Origin of the sequence: Paenibacillus sp. 7541 (genome assembly GCF_002276395.1) — a bacterium.
Taxonomy (GTDB): Bacteria; Bacillota; Bacilli; order Paenibacillales; family Paenibacillaceae; genus Paenibacillus_AQ; species Paenibacillus_AQ campinasensis.
Window position 1 is genome coordinate 1 of sequence record NZ_NQLZ01000039.1, and the last position, 15,413, is coordinate 15,413.

General features: G+C 52.1%; 16 protein-coding genes. 14 read left to right on the top strand and 2 right to left on the bottom strand.

Annotated features, from left to right (window positions below; genetic code table 11):
• Positions 1-180 precede the first annotated feature (180 nt).
• On the bottom strand, positions 181-894 hold the full coding sequence (locus CHH75_RS20995) for an SRPBCC domain-containing protein (protein ID WP_095399109.1): 714 nt from the start codon (positions 892-894) through the stop codon (positions 181-183).
• 1 nt (position 895) lies between these two features.
• Positions 896-1,204, bottom strand: a complete 309-nt coding sequence (locus CHH75_RS21000; RefSeq protein WP_095267497.1) for a metalloregulator ArsR/SmtB family transcription factor — start codon at positions 1,202-1,204, stop codon at positions 896-898.
• Positions 1,205-1,426: 222 nt separating this feature from the next.
• On the opposite strand from CHH75_RS21000, the gene CHH75_RS21005 reads away from it, so the two are divergent.
• The 14 genes from CHH75_RS21005 to clpC all read left to right on the top strand — a co-directional run bounded on the left by CHH75_RS21005 (position 1,427) and on the right by clpC (position 15,031).
• Complete coding sequence (locus CHH75_RS21005; protein ID WP_230875819.1) at positions 1,427-2,380, top strand: ABC transporter ATP-binding protein; 954 nt, start codon at positions 1,427-1,429, stop codon at positions 2,378-2,380.
• Positions 2,373-3,137: an ABC transporter permease gene (locus tag CHH75_RS21010; protein WP_095399111.1), complete on the top strand. Its 765-nt coding sequence runs from the start codon at positions 2,373-2,375 to the stop codon at positions 3,135-3,137. Before CHH75_RS21005 ends, CHH75_RS21010 begins: the two co-directional genes overlap by 8 nt.
• Positions 3,138-3,210: 73 nt before the next feature.
• The gene (locus tag CHH75_RS21015; protein WP_095267500.1) at positions 3,211-3,573 is read left to right on the top strand and encodes a GntR family transcriptional regulator; all 363 of its coding nucleotides are present in this window, start codon (positions 3,211-3,213) and stop codon (positions 3,571-3,573) included.
• A gap of 30 nt (positions 3,574-3,603) precedes the next feature.
• Positions 3,604-4,305, top strand: coding sequence for an ABC transporter ATP-binding protein (locus CHH75_RS21020; RefSeq protein WP_095267572.1), 702 nt, complete (start codon positions 3,604-3,606; stop codon positions 4,303-4,305).
• Positions 4,302-5,036: a hypothetical protein gene (locus CHH75_RS21025; RefSeq protein WP_095399112.1), complete on the top strand. Its 735-nt coding sequence runs from the start codon at positions 4,302-4,304 to the stop codon at positions 5,034-5,036. The genes CHH75_RS21020 and CHH75_RS21025 overlap by 4 nt, the downstream gene beginning before the upstream one ends.
• 259 nt (positions 5,037-5,295) lie before the next feature.
• Positions 5,296-6,396, top strand: a complete 1,101-nt coding sequence (locus CHH75_RS21030) for an amidohydrolase/deacetylase family metallohydrolase (protein ID WP_095399113.1) — start codon at positions 5,296-5,298, stop codon at positions 6,394-6,396.
• Positions 6,374-7,477 carry a DgaE family pyridoxal phosphate-dependent ammonia lyase gene (locus CHH75_RS21035; protein WP_095399114.1) on the top strand — a complete coding sequence of 368 codons (1,104 nt, stop codon included), beginning with the start codon at positions 6,374-6,376 and terminating at the stop codon, positions 7,475-7,477. The genes CHH75_RS21030 and CHH75_RS21035 overlap by 23 nt, the downstream gene beginning before the upstream one ends.
• Before the next feature lie 2 nt (positions 7,478-7,479).
• Positions 7,480-8,235 (top strand): 2-dehydro-3-deoxy-phosphogluconate aldolase, encoded by a 756-nt coding sequence (gene dagF / locus CHH75_RS21040; RefSeq protein ID WP_095399115.1) that lies wholly within the window; start codon positions 7,480-7,482, stop codon positions 8,233-8,235.
• Positions 8,228-9,244, top strand: a complete 1,017-nt coding sequence (locus CHH75_RS21045; protein ID WP_095267505.1) for a sugar kinase — start codon at positions 8,228-8,230, stop codon at positions 9,242-9,244. Before dagF ends, CHH75_RS21045 begins: the two co-directional genes overlap by 8 nt.
• A gap of 8 nt (positions 9,245-9,252) precedes the next feature.
• On the top strand, positions 9,253-9,969 hold the full coding sequence (locus tag CHH75_RS21050; protein WP_095267506.1) for a GntR family transcriptional regulator: 717 nt from the start codon (positions 9,253-9,255) through the stop codon (positions 9,967-9,969).
• A gap of 407 nt (positions 9,970-10,376) precedes the next feature.
• Positions 10,377-10,838, top strand: a complete 462-nt coding sequence (locus CHH75_RS21055) for a CtsR family transcriptional regulator (protein ID WP_095267507.1) — start codon at positions 10,377-10,379, stop codon at positions 10,836-10,838.
• A 26-nt stretch (positions 10,839-10,864) separates the two neighbouring features.
• A complete protein-coding gene (gene mcsA, locus CHH75_RS21060; protein ID WP_095267508.1) occupies positions 10,865-11,389 on the top strand; it encodes a protein-arginine kinase activator protein McsA in 525 nt (174 codons plus the stop codon).
• Positions 11,390-11,444: 55 nt separating this feature from the next.
• Complete coding sequence (gene mcsB / locus CHH75_RS21065) at positions 11,445-12,515, top strand: protein-arginine kinase McsB (RefSeq protein WP_095267509.1); 1,071 nt, start codon at positions 11,445-11,447, stop codon at positions 12,513-12,515.
• Between the two features lie 62 nt (positions 12,516-12,577).
• Positions 12,578-15,031: an ATP-dependent protease ATP-binding subunit ClpC gene (gene clpC / locus CHH75_RS21070; protein WP_095267510.1), complete on the top strand. Its 2,454-nt coding sequence runs from the start codon at positions 12,578-12,580 to the stop codon at positions 15,029-15,031.
• Positions 15,032-15,413: the final 382 nt, after the last annotated feature.

Here is a 15,413-nt window from a genome sequence, read left to right on the forward strand (position 1 = left end):
GGCGAACAACCGAATAAAGCCCGTTATCGAATATTCGATAACGGGCTTTATTATTTACAGCATGAATGGTTAAGGAAATGAAATTCATGTAGTCAGTCTAATTATTATTGAGTATGGAGTAGTCGGCTCAAATTTTTGCATGAAGAATATGGGGGAACTCTGCCGCCAGACAGGTATAAACTAAGTTCTCTCGGCTGGTGTCCGTTGACCGTAAGGCAAGACGGTGAGCGTCGTCTGCATCGGCTGTCCGTTTCTGATCCATGTTAGCGTGATAGGATCCCCGGGCTGCATAGAGGTTACTTTTTCCTCGAGTTGGTCATAGTTCTGGATACAATGATCATCCGCCTGCACTATGACATCACCTGCCTCGATAATGCCATCTGCAGACGTATTAGGAATAACCTCGAGGACCTTGGTGCCAGACACTTCGTGATCCTGGTATGTATAATGCTGAACACCGATCCAACTAGTCCAGAAGGAAGAGCGGATGTCTTTGCTATCCTCAAGCACATATTTCATATTCTGCATAAAACGATACGTACCAAACGCCATATTGTCCATCATCATATACTCTTGTTCACTGGCCCAGTGTCCAGTGTATTCAATCGCGACCAGTGTTCCATCAGCATGCTCTTCGAGCGTCCATATTGTGAACTCTCCGGCTTCGTTCTGAAGGGCCAGCTTCTTGTATGGAATCAGCTCAACGATCTTACCTCGGTAAGAGACGCCCCACCCATAATCCAGTTCGACAATCCCTCCTACGGTCAGGTCGATTCGACAATGACGTGTCTCCCAGCGGTTTCGCTCCTCGGGATCGGTTAATGCGCTCCATGCTCGTTCTGGTGTCGAGCGGATCAGAATCTCTCTTTTGACATGGTTAAAAATGTTTCCCATACTAAGACTCCTCCTCAAGATATTGTTTCAATCGATTCAGCTTGTTGTCCAGAATACGTCCGATTTCATTCTGAAGACGCTGATACTCTACTTCGAAAACAGGGGTATTTAATCGGTAAAAGCAATATTTACCTTCCCGTCGCTCGAGTACAAGCTTCTCTTCTAACAAAATAGCAAGGTGTTTCTTAATTGCAGGCTGTGAGATGGTAAACGACTTTACAATCTCCAATTGGGGAAGTTCCCGTTCAGCTAACATATTCAGAATCTGTCTTCGGATGGGATCGGATATAGCCCGGTATATATCGCTCATCCAGTATCTCCTTCCTGAATAAAATATAACCATAAGGTTATATGAAATAGATTAATCCTATTCAGCATAGATGTCAAATTTTTTATAAAAATAACTATTTACAATACCAAAACACTAGTGTACTATTTAACTATGACACCAACACGGATGAGGAGTGGAAACATGAACGGATCATATGCGCCCGCCGAGCGGGAGGCGCACGGGGGAGCCGGAAATGCAGCAATGGCGGTCTCGGAAACCAGCCAAGCGGTTCTGTCAGTAGCAGGCGTGACGAAAGCGATCGGCAATCGAAAGATTGTCGACGGGCTGACCTTTGATATTTACCGGGGGGAGGTTGTAGGTTTGCTAGGCCCTAACGGTGCAGGCAAGACAACAACCATCCGGATGATTGTAGGCCTGATTGAAATGACCAGCGGTGATGTGTTCGTCCAGGGGCATAGTATTAAGAAGGATTTTGTAAATGCAATTCGTTACATCGGTGGGATTATCGAGAATCCCGAGTTCTATCCATACATGAGCGGCTATGACAACTTGAGACAGTATCAACGCATGGCCGAGGGTGTGAGCATCGGAAGGATTATGGAAGTGGTGAAGCTGGTCGGACTGCAGGATGCGATTCATAAGAAGGTCCGCGCCTACTCGTTAGGGATGCGTCAGCGGCTTGGGATCGCCCAGGCATTGCTGCACAGCCCTTCCATCCTGATTCTGGATGAGCCGACGAACGGACTGGATCCGGCAGGCATTCGCGAAATGCGGGATTACTTGAAGAAGATTGCTAAGGAAGAGGGCATATCCATACTCGTCTCAAGTCACCTGCTGTCGGAGATGGAATTGATGTGCAGCCGGGTCGTGGTCATTCAGGAGGGCAAGCTGCTAACTGAACGCTTGATTGGAGATCATTCAGCGGATAATGCGAAGGAACAGCAAGTGATGATCTCGCTGCGAGTGAACGATGTCGGGCTCGCGCAGCAGACGGCCCAGCTTCATCAAGGAATTCAGGTGCTGGAGACGCAGCCGGATAACGGGACAGTCACAGTACAGCTCCCAGAGGAGGATATTCCTTCCCTTATCGACTCCCTGTCTGCAGCAAGAGTCAGAGTTTATCGTGTAGAAGAATGCAAGTCCTCGCTTGAGGATGAATTCCTGAAATGGACGGGAGGGAACCGCATTGCGTAGCTTTGGATATTTGCTCTGGAATGAGTGGCTGAAGATGTTTAAGAAACGCAGCTTCTTTATACCGTATCTTTTGCTGGCAGGGATGGTCATTTTTGTGGCGTTTATTCTGTCTGAGTTCGCGCAGGGAACAGTGGATGGCTATGGTTTTGCGGAGATGGCGCTGTCGACCAGGGGGATGGGGGCGATGCTGACGCTGCTTGCGATTGTTATGACGGCCGGCACCGTATCGAAGGAGCACAGCATGGGGACAATCAAGTTTTTGCTGATTCGAGCGCAGACACGGTCTCAAATTCTGGCTTCGAAATATGTTATGGTCCTGATTTATTCCGCAACCCTTGTCGTTTTTCTCGGGATAGCTGCGGTGTTGACCGGTCAATTGGTGTTTGGCCCAGTAGAAGGCCCCGGTGCGACTTCGCTTAGTGAAGTGCTTAGGGCAGGCGGATACAACATGGTGTACACCACCATCTATGTAACTTTGGCCTTCACAGCTGGCATTCTCACCCGCTCCACAGGATCTGCCATCGGGATCGGCATGTTTATGATCGTGGCGGAAAGCCTTGCGGTTCAGCTGTTAGCCCGATATAGCTGGGCGAAATATTTGCTGTTTTTCAACGTCGATCTGTCCATGTATGATGGAGGCGCCGGAGCAGTATTTCCGGGCATGAGTTTGATGTTTTCTATTATTGTTCTCGCTGCATACCTTCTCTTCTTTCTTATGGCTGGATTTATCACGTTTAATAAACGGGATGTCGCCTAGGAAAATGAGCTAGTTCAAACGACGCTAGTATAGGTGCATGTAGGGAAGAGTGGCCGAAAGGAGTAACGGGAGCATGAGTATTGAGTTCGATAATAACCTGCCGATCTATTTGCAAATTATGACTTACCTGAAGAAAGAAATCGTGATCGGAAAGCTTCGGCCCGGTGATAAAATTCCATCTGTCCGTGAGCTTGCAGCAGAGCTGCAAATCAATCCGAATACAGTGCAGCGAACCTTTCAAGAATTGGAGCGTGAAGGTATCGTGGAAACACGTCGCGGCTTGGGCCGATTCGTAACCAGTGAGGAAGAGAAAATTATGACGATAAAAAAAGAAATGGCTGGCGAACTGCTGGAGAATTTCATCAAAGGCATGCAGGAGCTGGGCTTTGAAGAGCAAGACATCGTAGCGATCGTAACCGATGCGGTGAAACCATAACCGGTAATATGAGAAGGGAGAATGTACAGCATGGATCAACTGCTTCAATTCGACCATGTCAGTAAAGTATATATGCGAGGAAGAACAGCTCTTAACAACGTATCCCTGAACATTGGCAGCGGAAAAATCATCGGACTGCTGGGGACAAACGGGAGCGGAAAGAGCACCTTTATGAAGATTGCCGCCGGACTGCTGCAGCCCTCCTCAGGCCATGTGACGATCAGCGGAACCCCGGTCGGGCTTGATACCAAGTCTATCGTTTCGTTCATGCCGGACCGGCCGCTGACGGAAGCATGGATGAAGGTGTCGGATGCGGTCGCATTTTTTCAGGATTTCTACCAGGACTTCGATGTCCAGAAGGCACACAACATGCTGGAATTTATGAATATTCAGCTTAACGATCGAATCAGCGCGCTGTCCAAAGGGATGAATGAGAGACTGCAGCTGACGCTGGCACTGTCCCGCAATGCCCGGCTGTATATGCTGGATGAACCGATCGGAGGGGTGGACCCGGTAGCCAGAGGCAAAATTCTGGACGCAATTGTGGAGTTCTATAATGAGGACAGCTCACTGATCATTTCCACACATCTTGTAAGGGACATTGAACGAATATTTGATGAAGTTGTGTTTATACGAAATGGTGAAATTGTGCTGCATGATGAAGTTGAGAATATCCGCATGAAGCATGGAAAAAGTGTAGATGAGATGTTCAAAGGGGTGTTCGCGGAATGATGAGACTTCTGAAATACGACTGGAAACGCAACTCTACCACGGTGCTAGGAGCACTCGTAGTTCTGATCATTGCTCAAATCGCCATCATGGTCATGGGATTCATGTGGGGATGGCTTCCGGCCGCTATGCTGGGTCTCGGTATCATGGCCTACAGCTCCGTTGGTGTGCTAATGGTAGTGCTTGTGGTGAAAACCTTCGACTATAACATCAAGAGCTATCAGCGGCGTCTGCTCCCCCTCCATTCCATATGGTCGATTCTGTCCCCTTTGCTGATGGGGTGTCTCGGTGTGCTGTGCTTAGGTGCAGTGGTTCTGCTTCACTTGTGGATGTACTTCAACCTGCTTGGTCTTCACGATTCCAGCTTGGCATTCCACACCGTTTTCGATAATTGGGACTACCTGAAGGCACTGATCATGCTCGTTTGGAACTTTATCTTCCTGATGCTGACGATTTTCTTTGCTACTGCAGTATCTAGAACTACATCAAGTAGAGCCGGAGTCTGGATCGGCATCCTTACATTCCTTGTGCTGCACTCTATCATCGGATGGGTGTCCCAAAAGCTGTTTGGAGATGGATACTGGTCGCAAAGCGGGTCTATTAACGAAGAAGGAGTGTTCTTTCAACTTGGCCCGGTGGGTCAGTCCTGGGGGGATGCGATACTTGAAGTTATAGTCTCCATCCTCCTCCTGTATGCAACAGCATATCTGATTGAACGGAAGGTAGCAGCCTGAGCAAGTCGCGGTTATTACGAAATATGGGTTTTAAAAATAGACAACGAAGGCAAGCTTGGTGACCGAATGGGCCGAGCTTGCCATTTCTTTTACCATCAAACATTATAACGTTATATTCACATCGCTATGAATCTATGCTATGCTAGGGAAGACAGTAAGATGGATAGCAGTAACTGGAACGGATTCATTAAGCAAGTGGCTCAGGACAGTCAGTATAGGAATTGCAACAGGGAATGGGAAAGGAAGGGATGAGGCCATCTTGGAAAAGCAACTCGTACTTCGCAATGTCCAGACGGTACAGGGTACATCTCTGGATATTGTCGTTGAGAACGGCCGGATTGCGGCTATAACCCCGGCTAACTCGGCCCAGGGGGATAAGGTGTATGACGGCTCGGGACAGTATGTCTCCAGCGGCTGGATCGATATGCATGTGCATGCGGTTCCCGGATTGGATCCCTACGGTGACGAAATTGATGAGATCGGCGTCAAGCAAGGGGTAGCCACCATTGTAGACGCAGGCAGCTGCGGTGCAGACCGTATCGGAGAACTGGCGCAGGATGCGGCGCGGGCCAAGACCAACGTGCTCGCATTCCTGAACATTTCGCACATCGGGCTGGAGCGCATTGATGAGCTGTCGAATTTGGACTGGATTGATGCTGAGCGCGTCATGGAAGCGCTCGGGTCTTACCGGGATATAATTGTCGGACTGAAGGCAAGGATTAGCCGGAGCGTCGTTAAGGAGCAAGGAGTGGAGCCGCTGCGGCGGGCGAGGAAGCTGTCGCTTGATACATCGCTGCCGCTGATGGTGCATATCGGCTCAGGCCCTCCCGGGATTGAACAGGTCATTTCCCTGCTGGAGAAGGGTGACATCGTCACCCATTACTTGAACGGGAAGGCGAACAATCTGTTCACCCCGGATGGTAACCCGTTGCCGGCGCTTCAGGAAGCTATTGCGCGCGGGGTACATCTGGACGTCGGGCATGGAACTGCCAGCTTCTCCTTCCGGGTCGCCGAATTTGCCAGAAGACACGGGATTGCCCCGAACACGATCAGTTCGGATATTTACAGAGGTAACCGGTTGAACGGCCCGGTGTACAGTCTGGCTCATGTGATGTCCAAGTTTTTGCTGCTGGGCTACAGCCTGAACGAAGTGATTGCAGCAGTGACTGAAGCAGCAGCCGTCTGGCTGGGAAGGCCTGAGCTTGGGCGGATCCAGGTTGGGGATCCTGCGCATCTGACGCTGTTTACCGTCACCGAGGGGGATATTGAACTGACGGACTCCGAGGGAGAGACGAGAATTGCCAAACGATATATTGAGCCAAAAGGAGTTGTGGTCCATGGATCATTCACTGCATGCTAAATACGGATTGAAGCGAGTTGTTAATGCGAGCGGGCGCATGAGCATTCTCGGGGTGTCAGCCCCGACGGATACGGTCATGGAAGCGATGAGAATCGGCGGACAGAGTTATGTGGAAATTGCCGATCTGGTGGACAAAGCTGGCGACTACATCGCCCGTATCCTTGGATCGGAGGCTGCGGTCGTGGTGAACTCGGCTTCCAGCGGCATCGCGCTGTCCGTGGCGGCGATTGTGACCCAGGGCAACCGCAGACGAAGCGACAGGCTGCATCAAGAACCGATCGCGAACAATGAGATCATCATGCTCAAAGGGCATAATGTTCAGTATGGGGCGCCGGTAGAGACGATGGTATACCTTGGCGGCGGCAAAGTCGTTGAGGTGGGGTATGCCAATGAAGGCCGCAAGGAGCATATTGAGGAGGCCATCGGCGAGCATACCGCGGCTATTTTATATGTGAAGTCCCATCACTGTGTTCAGAAGAATATGATATCGGTTGAGGAAGCCGCCGAGGTGGCACGGGCGCATGACATTCCGCTGATCATCGATGCGGCAGCCGAGGAAGATATCCATAAATATGTGAAGTACGGCGATCTGGCTATATACAGCGGGTCGAAAGCGATTGAAGGGCCCACCTCCGGCATCGTGGGCGGCAAGCGTCAGTATATCGAATGGGTGAAGGTACAGCTTCACGGCATTGGTCGCAGCATGAAGGTTGGCAAAGAGACCACGTTTGGCTTGCTGCAGGCGCTGGATGAATACATCGTCAAGGAAGACAAGAGTGAGCAGGAGAAGGCCGCGCTGGAAGCCCTGAAGGGGTTGTCTGTTCTCCCGGGCATCGAGGTTGCGATTGTGCAGGATGAGGCAGGACGCGCGATATTCCGAGGCCGGGTGAAGGTGAATCCGGATGAGGCAGGCGTGACAGCCAAGGAGATGAACGATCAGCTCCGCGAGGGCGAAATTGCCATCTACACGAGGGACTACGGCGTGCGTCAGGGTTATTTCGATATCGATCCGCGCTCTTTGGCGGGAGACGATTTGCAGGTCATTATTTCAAGAATTCAGCAAATAGCAGGAGGCAAATAATTATGGCAAACATCGATAACAGATTGTACAAGAACCGGACTGCGCTGAACGTCCTGGCTGGCAGCATTCAGAATGCAAAAGAAGTATTCGAAGCGGCGGAAGGATATGTGCTCGTTGGCGTTCTCTCGAAAAATTATCCCACTGTGCAGGAAGCGGTAGCTGCGATGAAGGAGTACGGGGCAGCGATTGAAGATGCCGTGTCCATCGGTCTTGGGGCAGGCGACAATCGTCAGGCCGCTGTCGTGGCCGAGATTGTAAAAAGCTACCCGGGCACGCATATCAATCAGGTATTCCCGGCGGTAGGAGCCACCCGGGCCAATCTTAACGGTGCTGACGGCTGGATCAACAGCCTGGTGTCCCCGTCCGGACAGGTCGGCTATGTGAATATCTCCACGGGGCCGTATAGCGCGGCTAACAGCGAGCATGCGGTTGTGCCGGTTAAGGCGGCAATTGCTCTTGTGCGTGATATGGGGGGCAATGCCCTAAAATACTTCCCGATGCAGGGGCTTAAGCTCGAAGATGAGTATCGAGCAGTTGCCAAGGCATGTGCCGAGGAGGGCTTTGCGCTTGAGCCGACCGGCGGCATCGACAAGGACAATTTTGAAGCGATTGTCCGCATCGCACTGGAAGCCGGGGTACAGCAGGTCATTCCGCATGTCTACTCGTCCATCATCGACGCCGCGAGCGGAGATACGATCGTGAGTGATGTTCAAGAGCTGCATCAGAAACTTAAAGCGCTGGTGGATCAGTATGCCTAAGGTTATCGCTGCGTTCGGCGAGGTCATGATGCGGCTTCAGGTTCCGGGCTACGCATCCTTGGCACAGGAGAGTCATCTGAATTATTCCTTCTCGGGAACGGGTGTCAATATTGCGTCTGCGCTGTCGCGCCTCGGACATACCGGTTATCTGATCAGCACGCTGCCGGATAATCCGCTGGGTGAGGCAGCCTTGGCCTACCTGCGTAAGCTTGGCATCCATACCGGATTGGTCAGCAGGGCTGGCAAATATATCGGCATGTATTTTCTGGAGAACGGCTTTGGCGTCCGTCCGGGCAGGGTCACTTACACCGACCGGCTCGGCAGCAGCTTCAACACCGCGGGAGACGATGTCTACGACTTTGAAGCGATCGCTGACAGCATTGATCTGGTGCATTTTTGCGGGATTACGCTTGCGATGAATGATCAGGTACGCTCTCAAATGAAAAGCCTCGCCCGTGCCGTCAAGGCCCGCGGCGGCAAGGTGGTCTTTGACTGCAATTATCGGCCTTCCTTGTGGGGGGCGGACCGCTATGCTTATGCCAGACCGCATTATGAAGAGATGCTGTCCTTGGCGGATGTGGTGTTCATGAATGAGAAGGATGCGATGTACATCCTGGGACTGACCACGACGAAGACGGAACGCCGGGCGCAGCTGGAGGAGTTGATTCCACAGGCGGCAACCAAGTATGATATAAAGGTTGCAGCCGGCACTCATCGCAGCATTAACGGCGATAATACGCATTCTTTGCAGGGATATATTTATACGGGGGGCGCTTTCGAATATTCGAAGCAACTCACCTTCTCGGTTCACGACCGGATCGGGGCCGGGGATGCGTATGCAAGCGGCATAATTCACGGCACCCTCGAAGGGTATGACCCGAAGCGCACCGTAGAGTTCGCAGCCGCTGCCGGAATGCTTGCGCATACCGTGACCGGGGATACGCCTACGGCCAATGAGCGCGAGATTGTCCAGGCGATGAATGAGCACATGTCAGATGTTGAAAGGTAAGATCAGAGATGACGATTACACGGAAGAACGGTCCGCTATATTTGCAGATCAAAAAAATTATAAAAGACCGCATTCTGCACGGCGTCTATCCGCTCGGGTCCCATATTCCGTCCGAGCCGCAGCTGGAGCGGGAATTCAACGTCAGCAAGATGACGATCCGCAACGCAATCCAGGAGCTGTACCAGGAAGGTTATGTGGACAAGCGAAGCGGCGTGGGCACCATTGTGATCCGCAACACCTCTTTTTCTAAGCTGTCCAAGGGCAAACGCTTCACCGAGATTCTGGTCGAGGAAGGTCATCAGATCCAGAAGCAGCACCTGAGCTTTGGCTGGACGCAGCCGGAGCCGGGCACCGAATTGTACGAGAAATTCGGCGAACGCTGCCGGTATATTGAGCGCCTGTATTTGCTGGACGGTCAACCGTACATTCACTATATTCATTATATTTCATCCAGAGTTGACCTGGGGGAGGAGCTTGATCAAAGCGAGCTTCCCTCACTATATGACAGGATTGAAGAGAGCAGAATCACGCTGGAGCAATTCCGTGACCGGTTCACGGTTGCACCGGCGCAGGAGGAGACCGAACGGCTGCTCGGGGTGAAGCCGGGCACACCGCTTCTGAAAAGGCTCCGCTCCTCCTATGATGCCGAAGGCTCGATTATAGAGTACAGCATTGGCTACTACAACACGGAGCTCCAGCATTATTTGATCACCTATGATCTGTAAGACCTCCAGTTCTGTCGATGGCTCCCGGTTATTGTCCGGGGTCGGCCCGGCACTAGGAGTTGAACAGCAGCACATAGATCAAGAGCATTCCCGTCCTTGCCATAAGGATTGGGGGATGCTCTTTTGTGTGTACAGGGGGCTGTGAGCGGAAGGCTGCCTTCAGGGCTATAAACAGGCTGGAAATGGGGTACAATAATGATGTGAGGCGTGAATGGAACATCATAATAGAAAGCCCTTGGCAAAATAAAAAAATGTGCTATAATAAAGTTAAAGTCAAAGAAAGTCAAAGTCAACGAAGGGTTCGCAGTTTTTGATTATGGTTAATTCAACCTATAAGCAAGGCTCTGTGCGGACGTGTAAGATCCCTATCCATCTTTACGTTTCAAGCAGTGGAGGATGAACAGACAATGCGTAATATCTCTGATATTATCGAACAATACCTAAAGAGCATTATACAGGAAAGCCCGGAAGGAACCGTTGAGATCCAGCGGAATGATCTGGCGGAGCAGTTCTCATGCGTGCCATCCCAGATCAATTATGTCATCAGCACACGGTTCACGCTCGAGAAGGGGTTTCTCGTGGAGAGCAAGCGCGGAGGCGGCGGCTATATTCGTATACAGCGTATCGAATTGCCGCAGCATTCGGCGCTTCATAAGCATCTTAACCACACGATTGGCAATATGATTGACCAGACGGTGGCAGAGGGGCTGATTTATCAGCTTGAGGAAGCCCGGTTGCTCACCAAGCGGGAGGCTTGCTTGATGCGCGCCGCAATTTCTCGGGAGTGCCTGAACGTCAAGCTTCCTTATCGGGATGAGCTGAGAGCCCGGATTATGAAGGCCATGCTTGTATCTTTATTAGGTAAGTGAGTCTGTCTGTTAAGGAGGCATGTGATATGTTATGCCAGGAATGCGGCAAACGGCCAGCAACGCTCCATTTCACCAAAATTGTGAACGGGGAGAAAACAGAATTTCATTTTTGTGAATTCTGTGCCCGAGAAAAAGGGGAATTGATCCCCGGAACGTCGAATGGTTTTTCTATACACAGTTTATTGTCGGGCCTCCTGGATCTGGATCCTTCCGGAAAAGGGCAGACGCCAGGTGCGATATCGGCACAATCTCTGCGGTGTGAAGAATGCGGCATGACCTACTCCCAGTTCAGCAAGGTCGGACGCTTCGGCTGCAGCTCCTGCTACAACTACTTCTCGGATCGTCTGGACCCGCTGTTCAAGCGCGTTCATGGGAATACGGCGCATATCGGCAAAGTGCCGAAGCGCAGCGGCGGCCGGATCAAGCTCAAGCGCAGACTCGACGAATTGAAGAAGGAACTTCAATATCGGATCGTGCGTGAAGAGTTTGAGGCTGCGGCCGAAATCCGGGATCAAATTCGAGAGCTCGAGAAGAACATGGCTCAAGGTTAGCGCTTCGTGAGCGATGAGCCAATGAAACTGGACTTGAAGTAGGAGGGATTGCGTGATGTCCAATCTTCGGTTTACGGAACATGCGCTCAGCGAATGGATGCGTGGAAGCGGTCAGGACTCCGACATTGTCATTAGCACTCGCGTCCGGGTAGCCCGCAACCTTCAGCATCTTCCTTTCCCGCTGTTGGCAACGAACCAGCAGTCCGGTGAAGTGCTTGAGCGCCTGACCAAAGTCATCGAGGATGAGCAGCTGTTGAACGACTTCGGCGTGCTGCATGTCATACCGTTAAATGAGATTAACGATCTGGACAAACAGGTGCTCGTTGAGAAGCATCTGATCAGTCCGAATCTGGCCAGCGAGTCCCGCAACGGCGCTGTGGTGCTGACAGATGATGAATCGGTAAGCATTATGATCAACGAGGAGGATCATCTCCGCATTCAATGCCTGTACCCCGGCTTTCAGGTTCATGAAGCCTGGGAGCGGGCATCGGCGCTGGATGATATATTCGAGTCCAGAGTCGATTATGCCTTTGATGACAAGCGGGGCTACTTGACCAGCTGTCCGACGAATGTCGGCACCGGGCTTCGGGCTTCGGTGATGATGCATTTGCCGGCGCTGGTCATGACGCAGCAGATCAACCGGATTCTGTCGGCGGTGTCGCAGGTAGGGTTGACGGTCCGAGGGATTTACGGAGAAGGCAGTGAGGCGCTGGGCAACCTGTTCCAGATTTCGAACCAGATTACGCTCGGGCAGACCGAGGCCGAAATTATCGAAAATCTGCACAGTGTCGTGCTTCAGATCATAGAACATGAGAAGAACGCCAGAGAGCGGCTTCTGAATGAATCCAAGATCCGGATTACGGACCGGGTGATGCGTTCCTACGGCATTCTGTCCTATGCGGCGGTCATGGATTCGAAGGAAGCGGCACAGCGCTTGTCGGATGTCCGGCTCGGGGTGGATCTGGGCATTCTGGAAGGACCGCCAAGCTCGGTCATGAATGAGCTGAATGTGAAGACACAGCCCGGCTTTCTGCAGAAGACATTCGGCGAGAACATGAATCCTTCGGAACGGGATGTCTACCGGGCGAAGCTGATCCGGGAAACACTTGGTCATACTTGTAGTTAATGATATGAAACGAACCGCAATACGATAATAACGATACGAATCGAACGTGGAGGTGCAATACGATGATGTTTGGCAGATTTACAGAACGTGCGCAAAAGGTGCTGGCACTCGCTCAGGAAGAGGCCGTTCGTCTGGGCCACAACAATATTGGAACAGAACATATCCTGCTCGGACTCATCCGTGAAGGGGACGGCATTGCAGCGAAAGCGCTGATCGGCCTCGGCCTTGGACTGGAGAAAATCCAGGACGAAGTGGAGAGCTTGATCGGACGCGGACAGGAGCAGCCGACGAATATTGCTTATACGCCTCGCGCCAAAAAAGTCATTGAGCTTTCGATGGATGAGGCTCGCAAATTAGGCCATACTTATGTAGGGACTGAGCATATTCTGCTCGGTCTGATCCGTGAAGGAGAAGGCGTCGCAGCACGCGTGCTGAACAACCTCGGCATCAGCCTGAACAAGGCGCGCCAGCAGGTGCTTCAGCTGCTCGGAAGCAGCGAAGCCGTGTCGAGCCATCACGGAACGCCACAGAACGTCAGCACACCGACGCTGGATAGTCTGGCCCGGGATTTGACGGCCATTGCCAAGGAAGGCAATCTGGACCCTGTCATCGGCCGCAGCAAGGAAATCGAGCGTGTCATTCAGGTGCTCAGCCGTCGTACGAAGAATAATCCGGTGCTCATCGGTGAGCCGGGCGTTGGTAAAACGGCGATTGCCGAAGGGCTGGCGCAGCGGATCATCAACAATGAAATTCCGGAGACGCTTCGCGACAAGCGGGTCATGACACTCGATATGGGCTCTGTCGTGGCAGGCACGAAATACCGGGGCGAGTTCGAGGACCGTCTGAAAAAAATCATGGATGAAATTCGTCAGGCCGGCAACATCGTTCTGTTCATCGATGAGCTGCATACGCTGATCGGCGCTGGCGGTGCGGAAGGCGCCATTGATGCATCGAACATTTTGAAGCCGTCCCTTGCTCGGGGCGAATTGCAGTGCATCGGTGCAACGACGCTGGACGAATATCGCAAATATATCGAGAAAGACGCAGCCCTGGAGCGCCGCTTCCAGCCGATTACGGTCGATCAGCCGTCTCCGGAGGAAGCGATCCAGATCCTGTACGGACTGCGTGACCGTTACGAAGCGCATCACCGTGTGAAAATAACGGATGAAGCAATCGAGGAAGCGGTAAAATTGTCGGACCGTTACATTACAGACCGCTTCCTGCCGGATAAAGCGATTGACCTGATCGATGAGGCCGGATCGAAAGTCCGTCTGCATACGTACACGATTCCGCCGAACCTGAAGGATCAGGAAGCGCGTCTGGAGGATATCCGCAAGGAGAAGGACGCCGCGGTCCAAAGCCAGGAATTCGAGAAGGCTGCCGCGCTTCGCGATACGGAACAGAAGCTTCGTGAAGAGCTTGAAATTACGAAGAATCAGTGGAAAGAGAAGCAAGGCCGCACGGACTCCGAGGTAACCCCTGAGGATATCGCGGACGTTGTAGCCAACTGGACCGGCATTCCGGTCAACAAGCTGAAGGAAGAAGAGACCGAACGTTTGCTGAAGCTGGAGGAGATTCTCCACAGCCGCGTCATCGGCCAAGAGGAAGCGGTGAGAGCCGTCAGCCGTGCTGTGCGCCGTGCGCGCGCCGGTCTGAAGGATCCGAAGCGCCCGATGGGCTCCTTCATCTTCCTCGGCCCTACAGGCGTCGGGAAGACGGAGCTGGCTCGTGCGCTGGCCGAAGCGATGTTCGGCGACGAGAACGCCGTGGTTCGGATCGATATGTCCGAGTATATGGAGAAGCACTCCACTGCGCGTCTCGTCGGAGCGCCTCCGGGATATGTTGGTTACGAAGAAGGCGGCCAGCTGACCGAGAAGGTTCGCCGCAAGCCGTATTCCGTTGTGCTGCTCGATGAGATCGAGAAGGCTCACCCGGAAGTGTTCAACATCCTGCTCCAAGTGCTTGAGGATGGTCGTCTGACCGATTCCAAGGGCCGCGTGGTCGATTTCCGGAATACGCTGATCATTCTGACGTCCAACGTGGGCGCAGAGGCGATCAAGCGCAACTCGACGCTTGGCTTCACCGCCGCGAGCGATGCCGGACGCGACTACAACAACATGAAGGGCAAAGTGATGGATGAGCTGAAGAAGAGCTTCCGTCCGGAGTTCCTGAACCGGATCGACGAGATCATCGTGTTCCACTCGCTCGAAGAGAAGCACATCGCCGAAATTGTGACGCTGATGTCCGACGAGCTGCGCAAACGGCTGCTGGAATTCAACGTGGAATTCGAGCTGACCGACAAAGCGAAGAGCTTCATTGCCAAGGAAGGGTACGACCCGGCCTTCGGTGCTCGTCCGCTCCGCCGGGCACTGCAGAAGCATGTTGAGGACCGGTTGTCCGAGGAACTGCTGAAGGGCAATGTGGTCAAAGGCGACTCGGTGGTCATCGACGAGGAGAACGGCGAACTGGTCGTTCGCAAGACAGGCAAAGTAACTGCCGCTGCCGAAGCGGAATGATCATATAGATCGATTGAATAGAAGAACTGCACTGAGCGTCCGGGGGGATTCGTCCTTGGGCGCTCATGCTTTTTTATCGGGATCAGCCAGGTTCCTCTGCGTATACTTGCGCAAATGTGTTTGCACTTTTCTAACGTGTGTTATGCAACGATCATCCTAAATCCGACGGCGATAGACAAATTTGTTAAACAACGGTTAATTATAGCTAAAAAAAGTGTGCCGCCACACCGAAATCAACAATAGGGACAACTTCCTTATAAAACCATGGGTATAGGCACCTAAAGTTACTGAATAGTCTTTACGATGAATTGTGTTCAATGGTAAACTTTGAGTAATGTCTGATTTTGCAGTCTTTTACGGAATCCGACAATGACCGAACGTG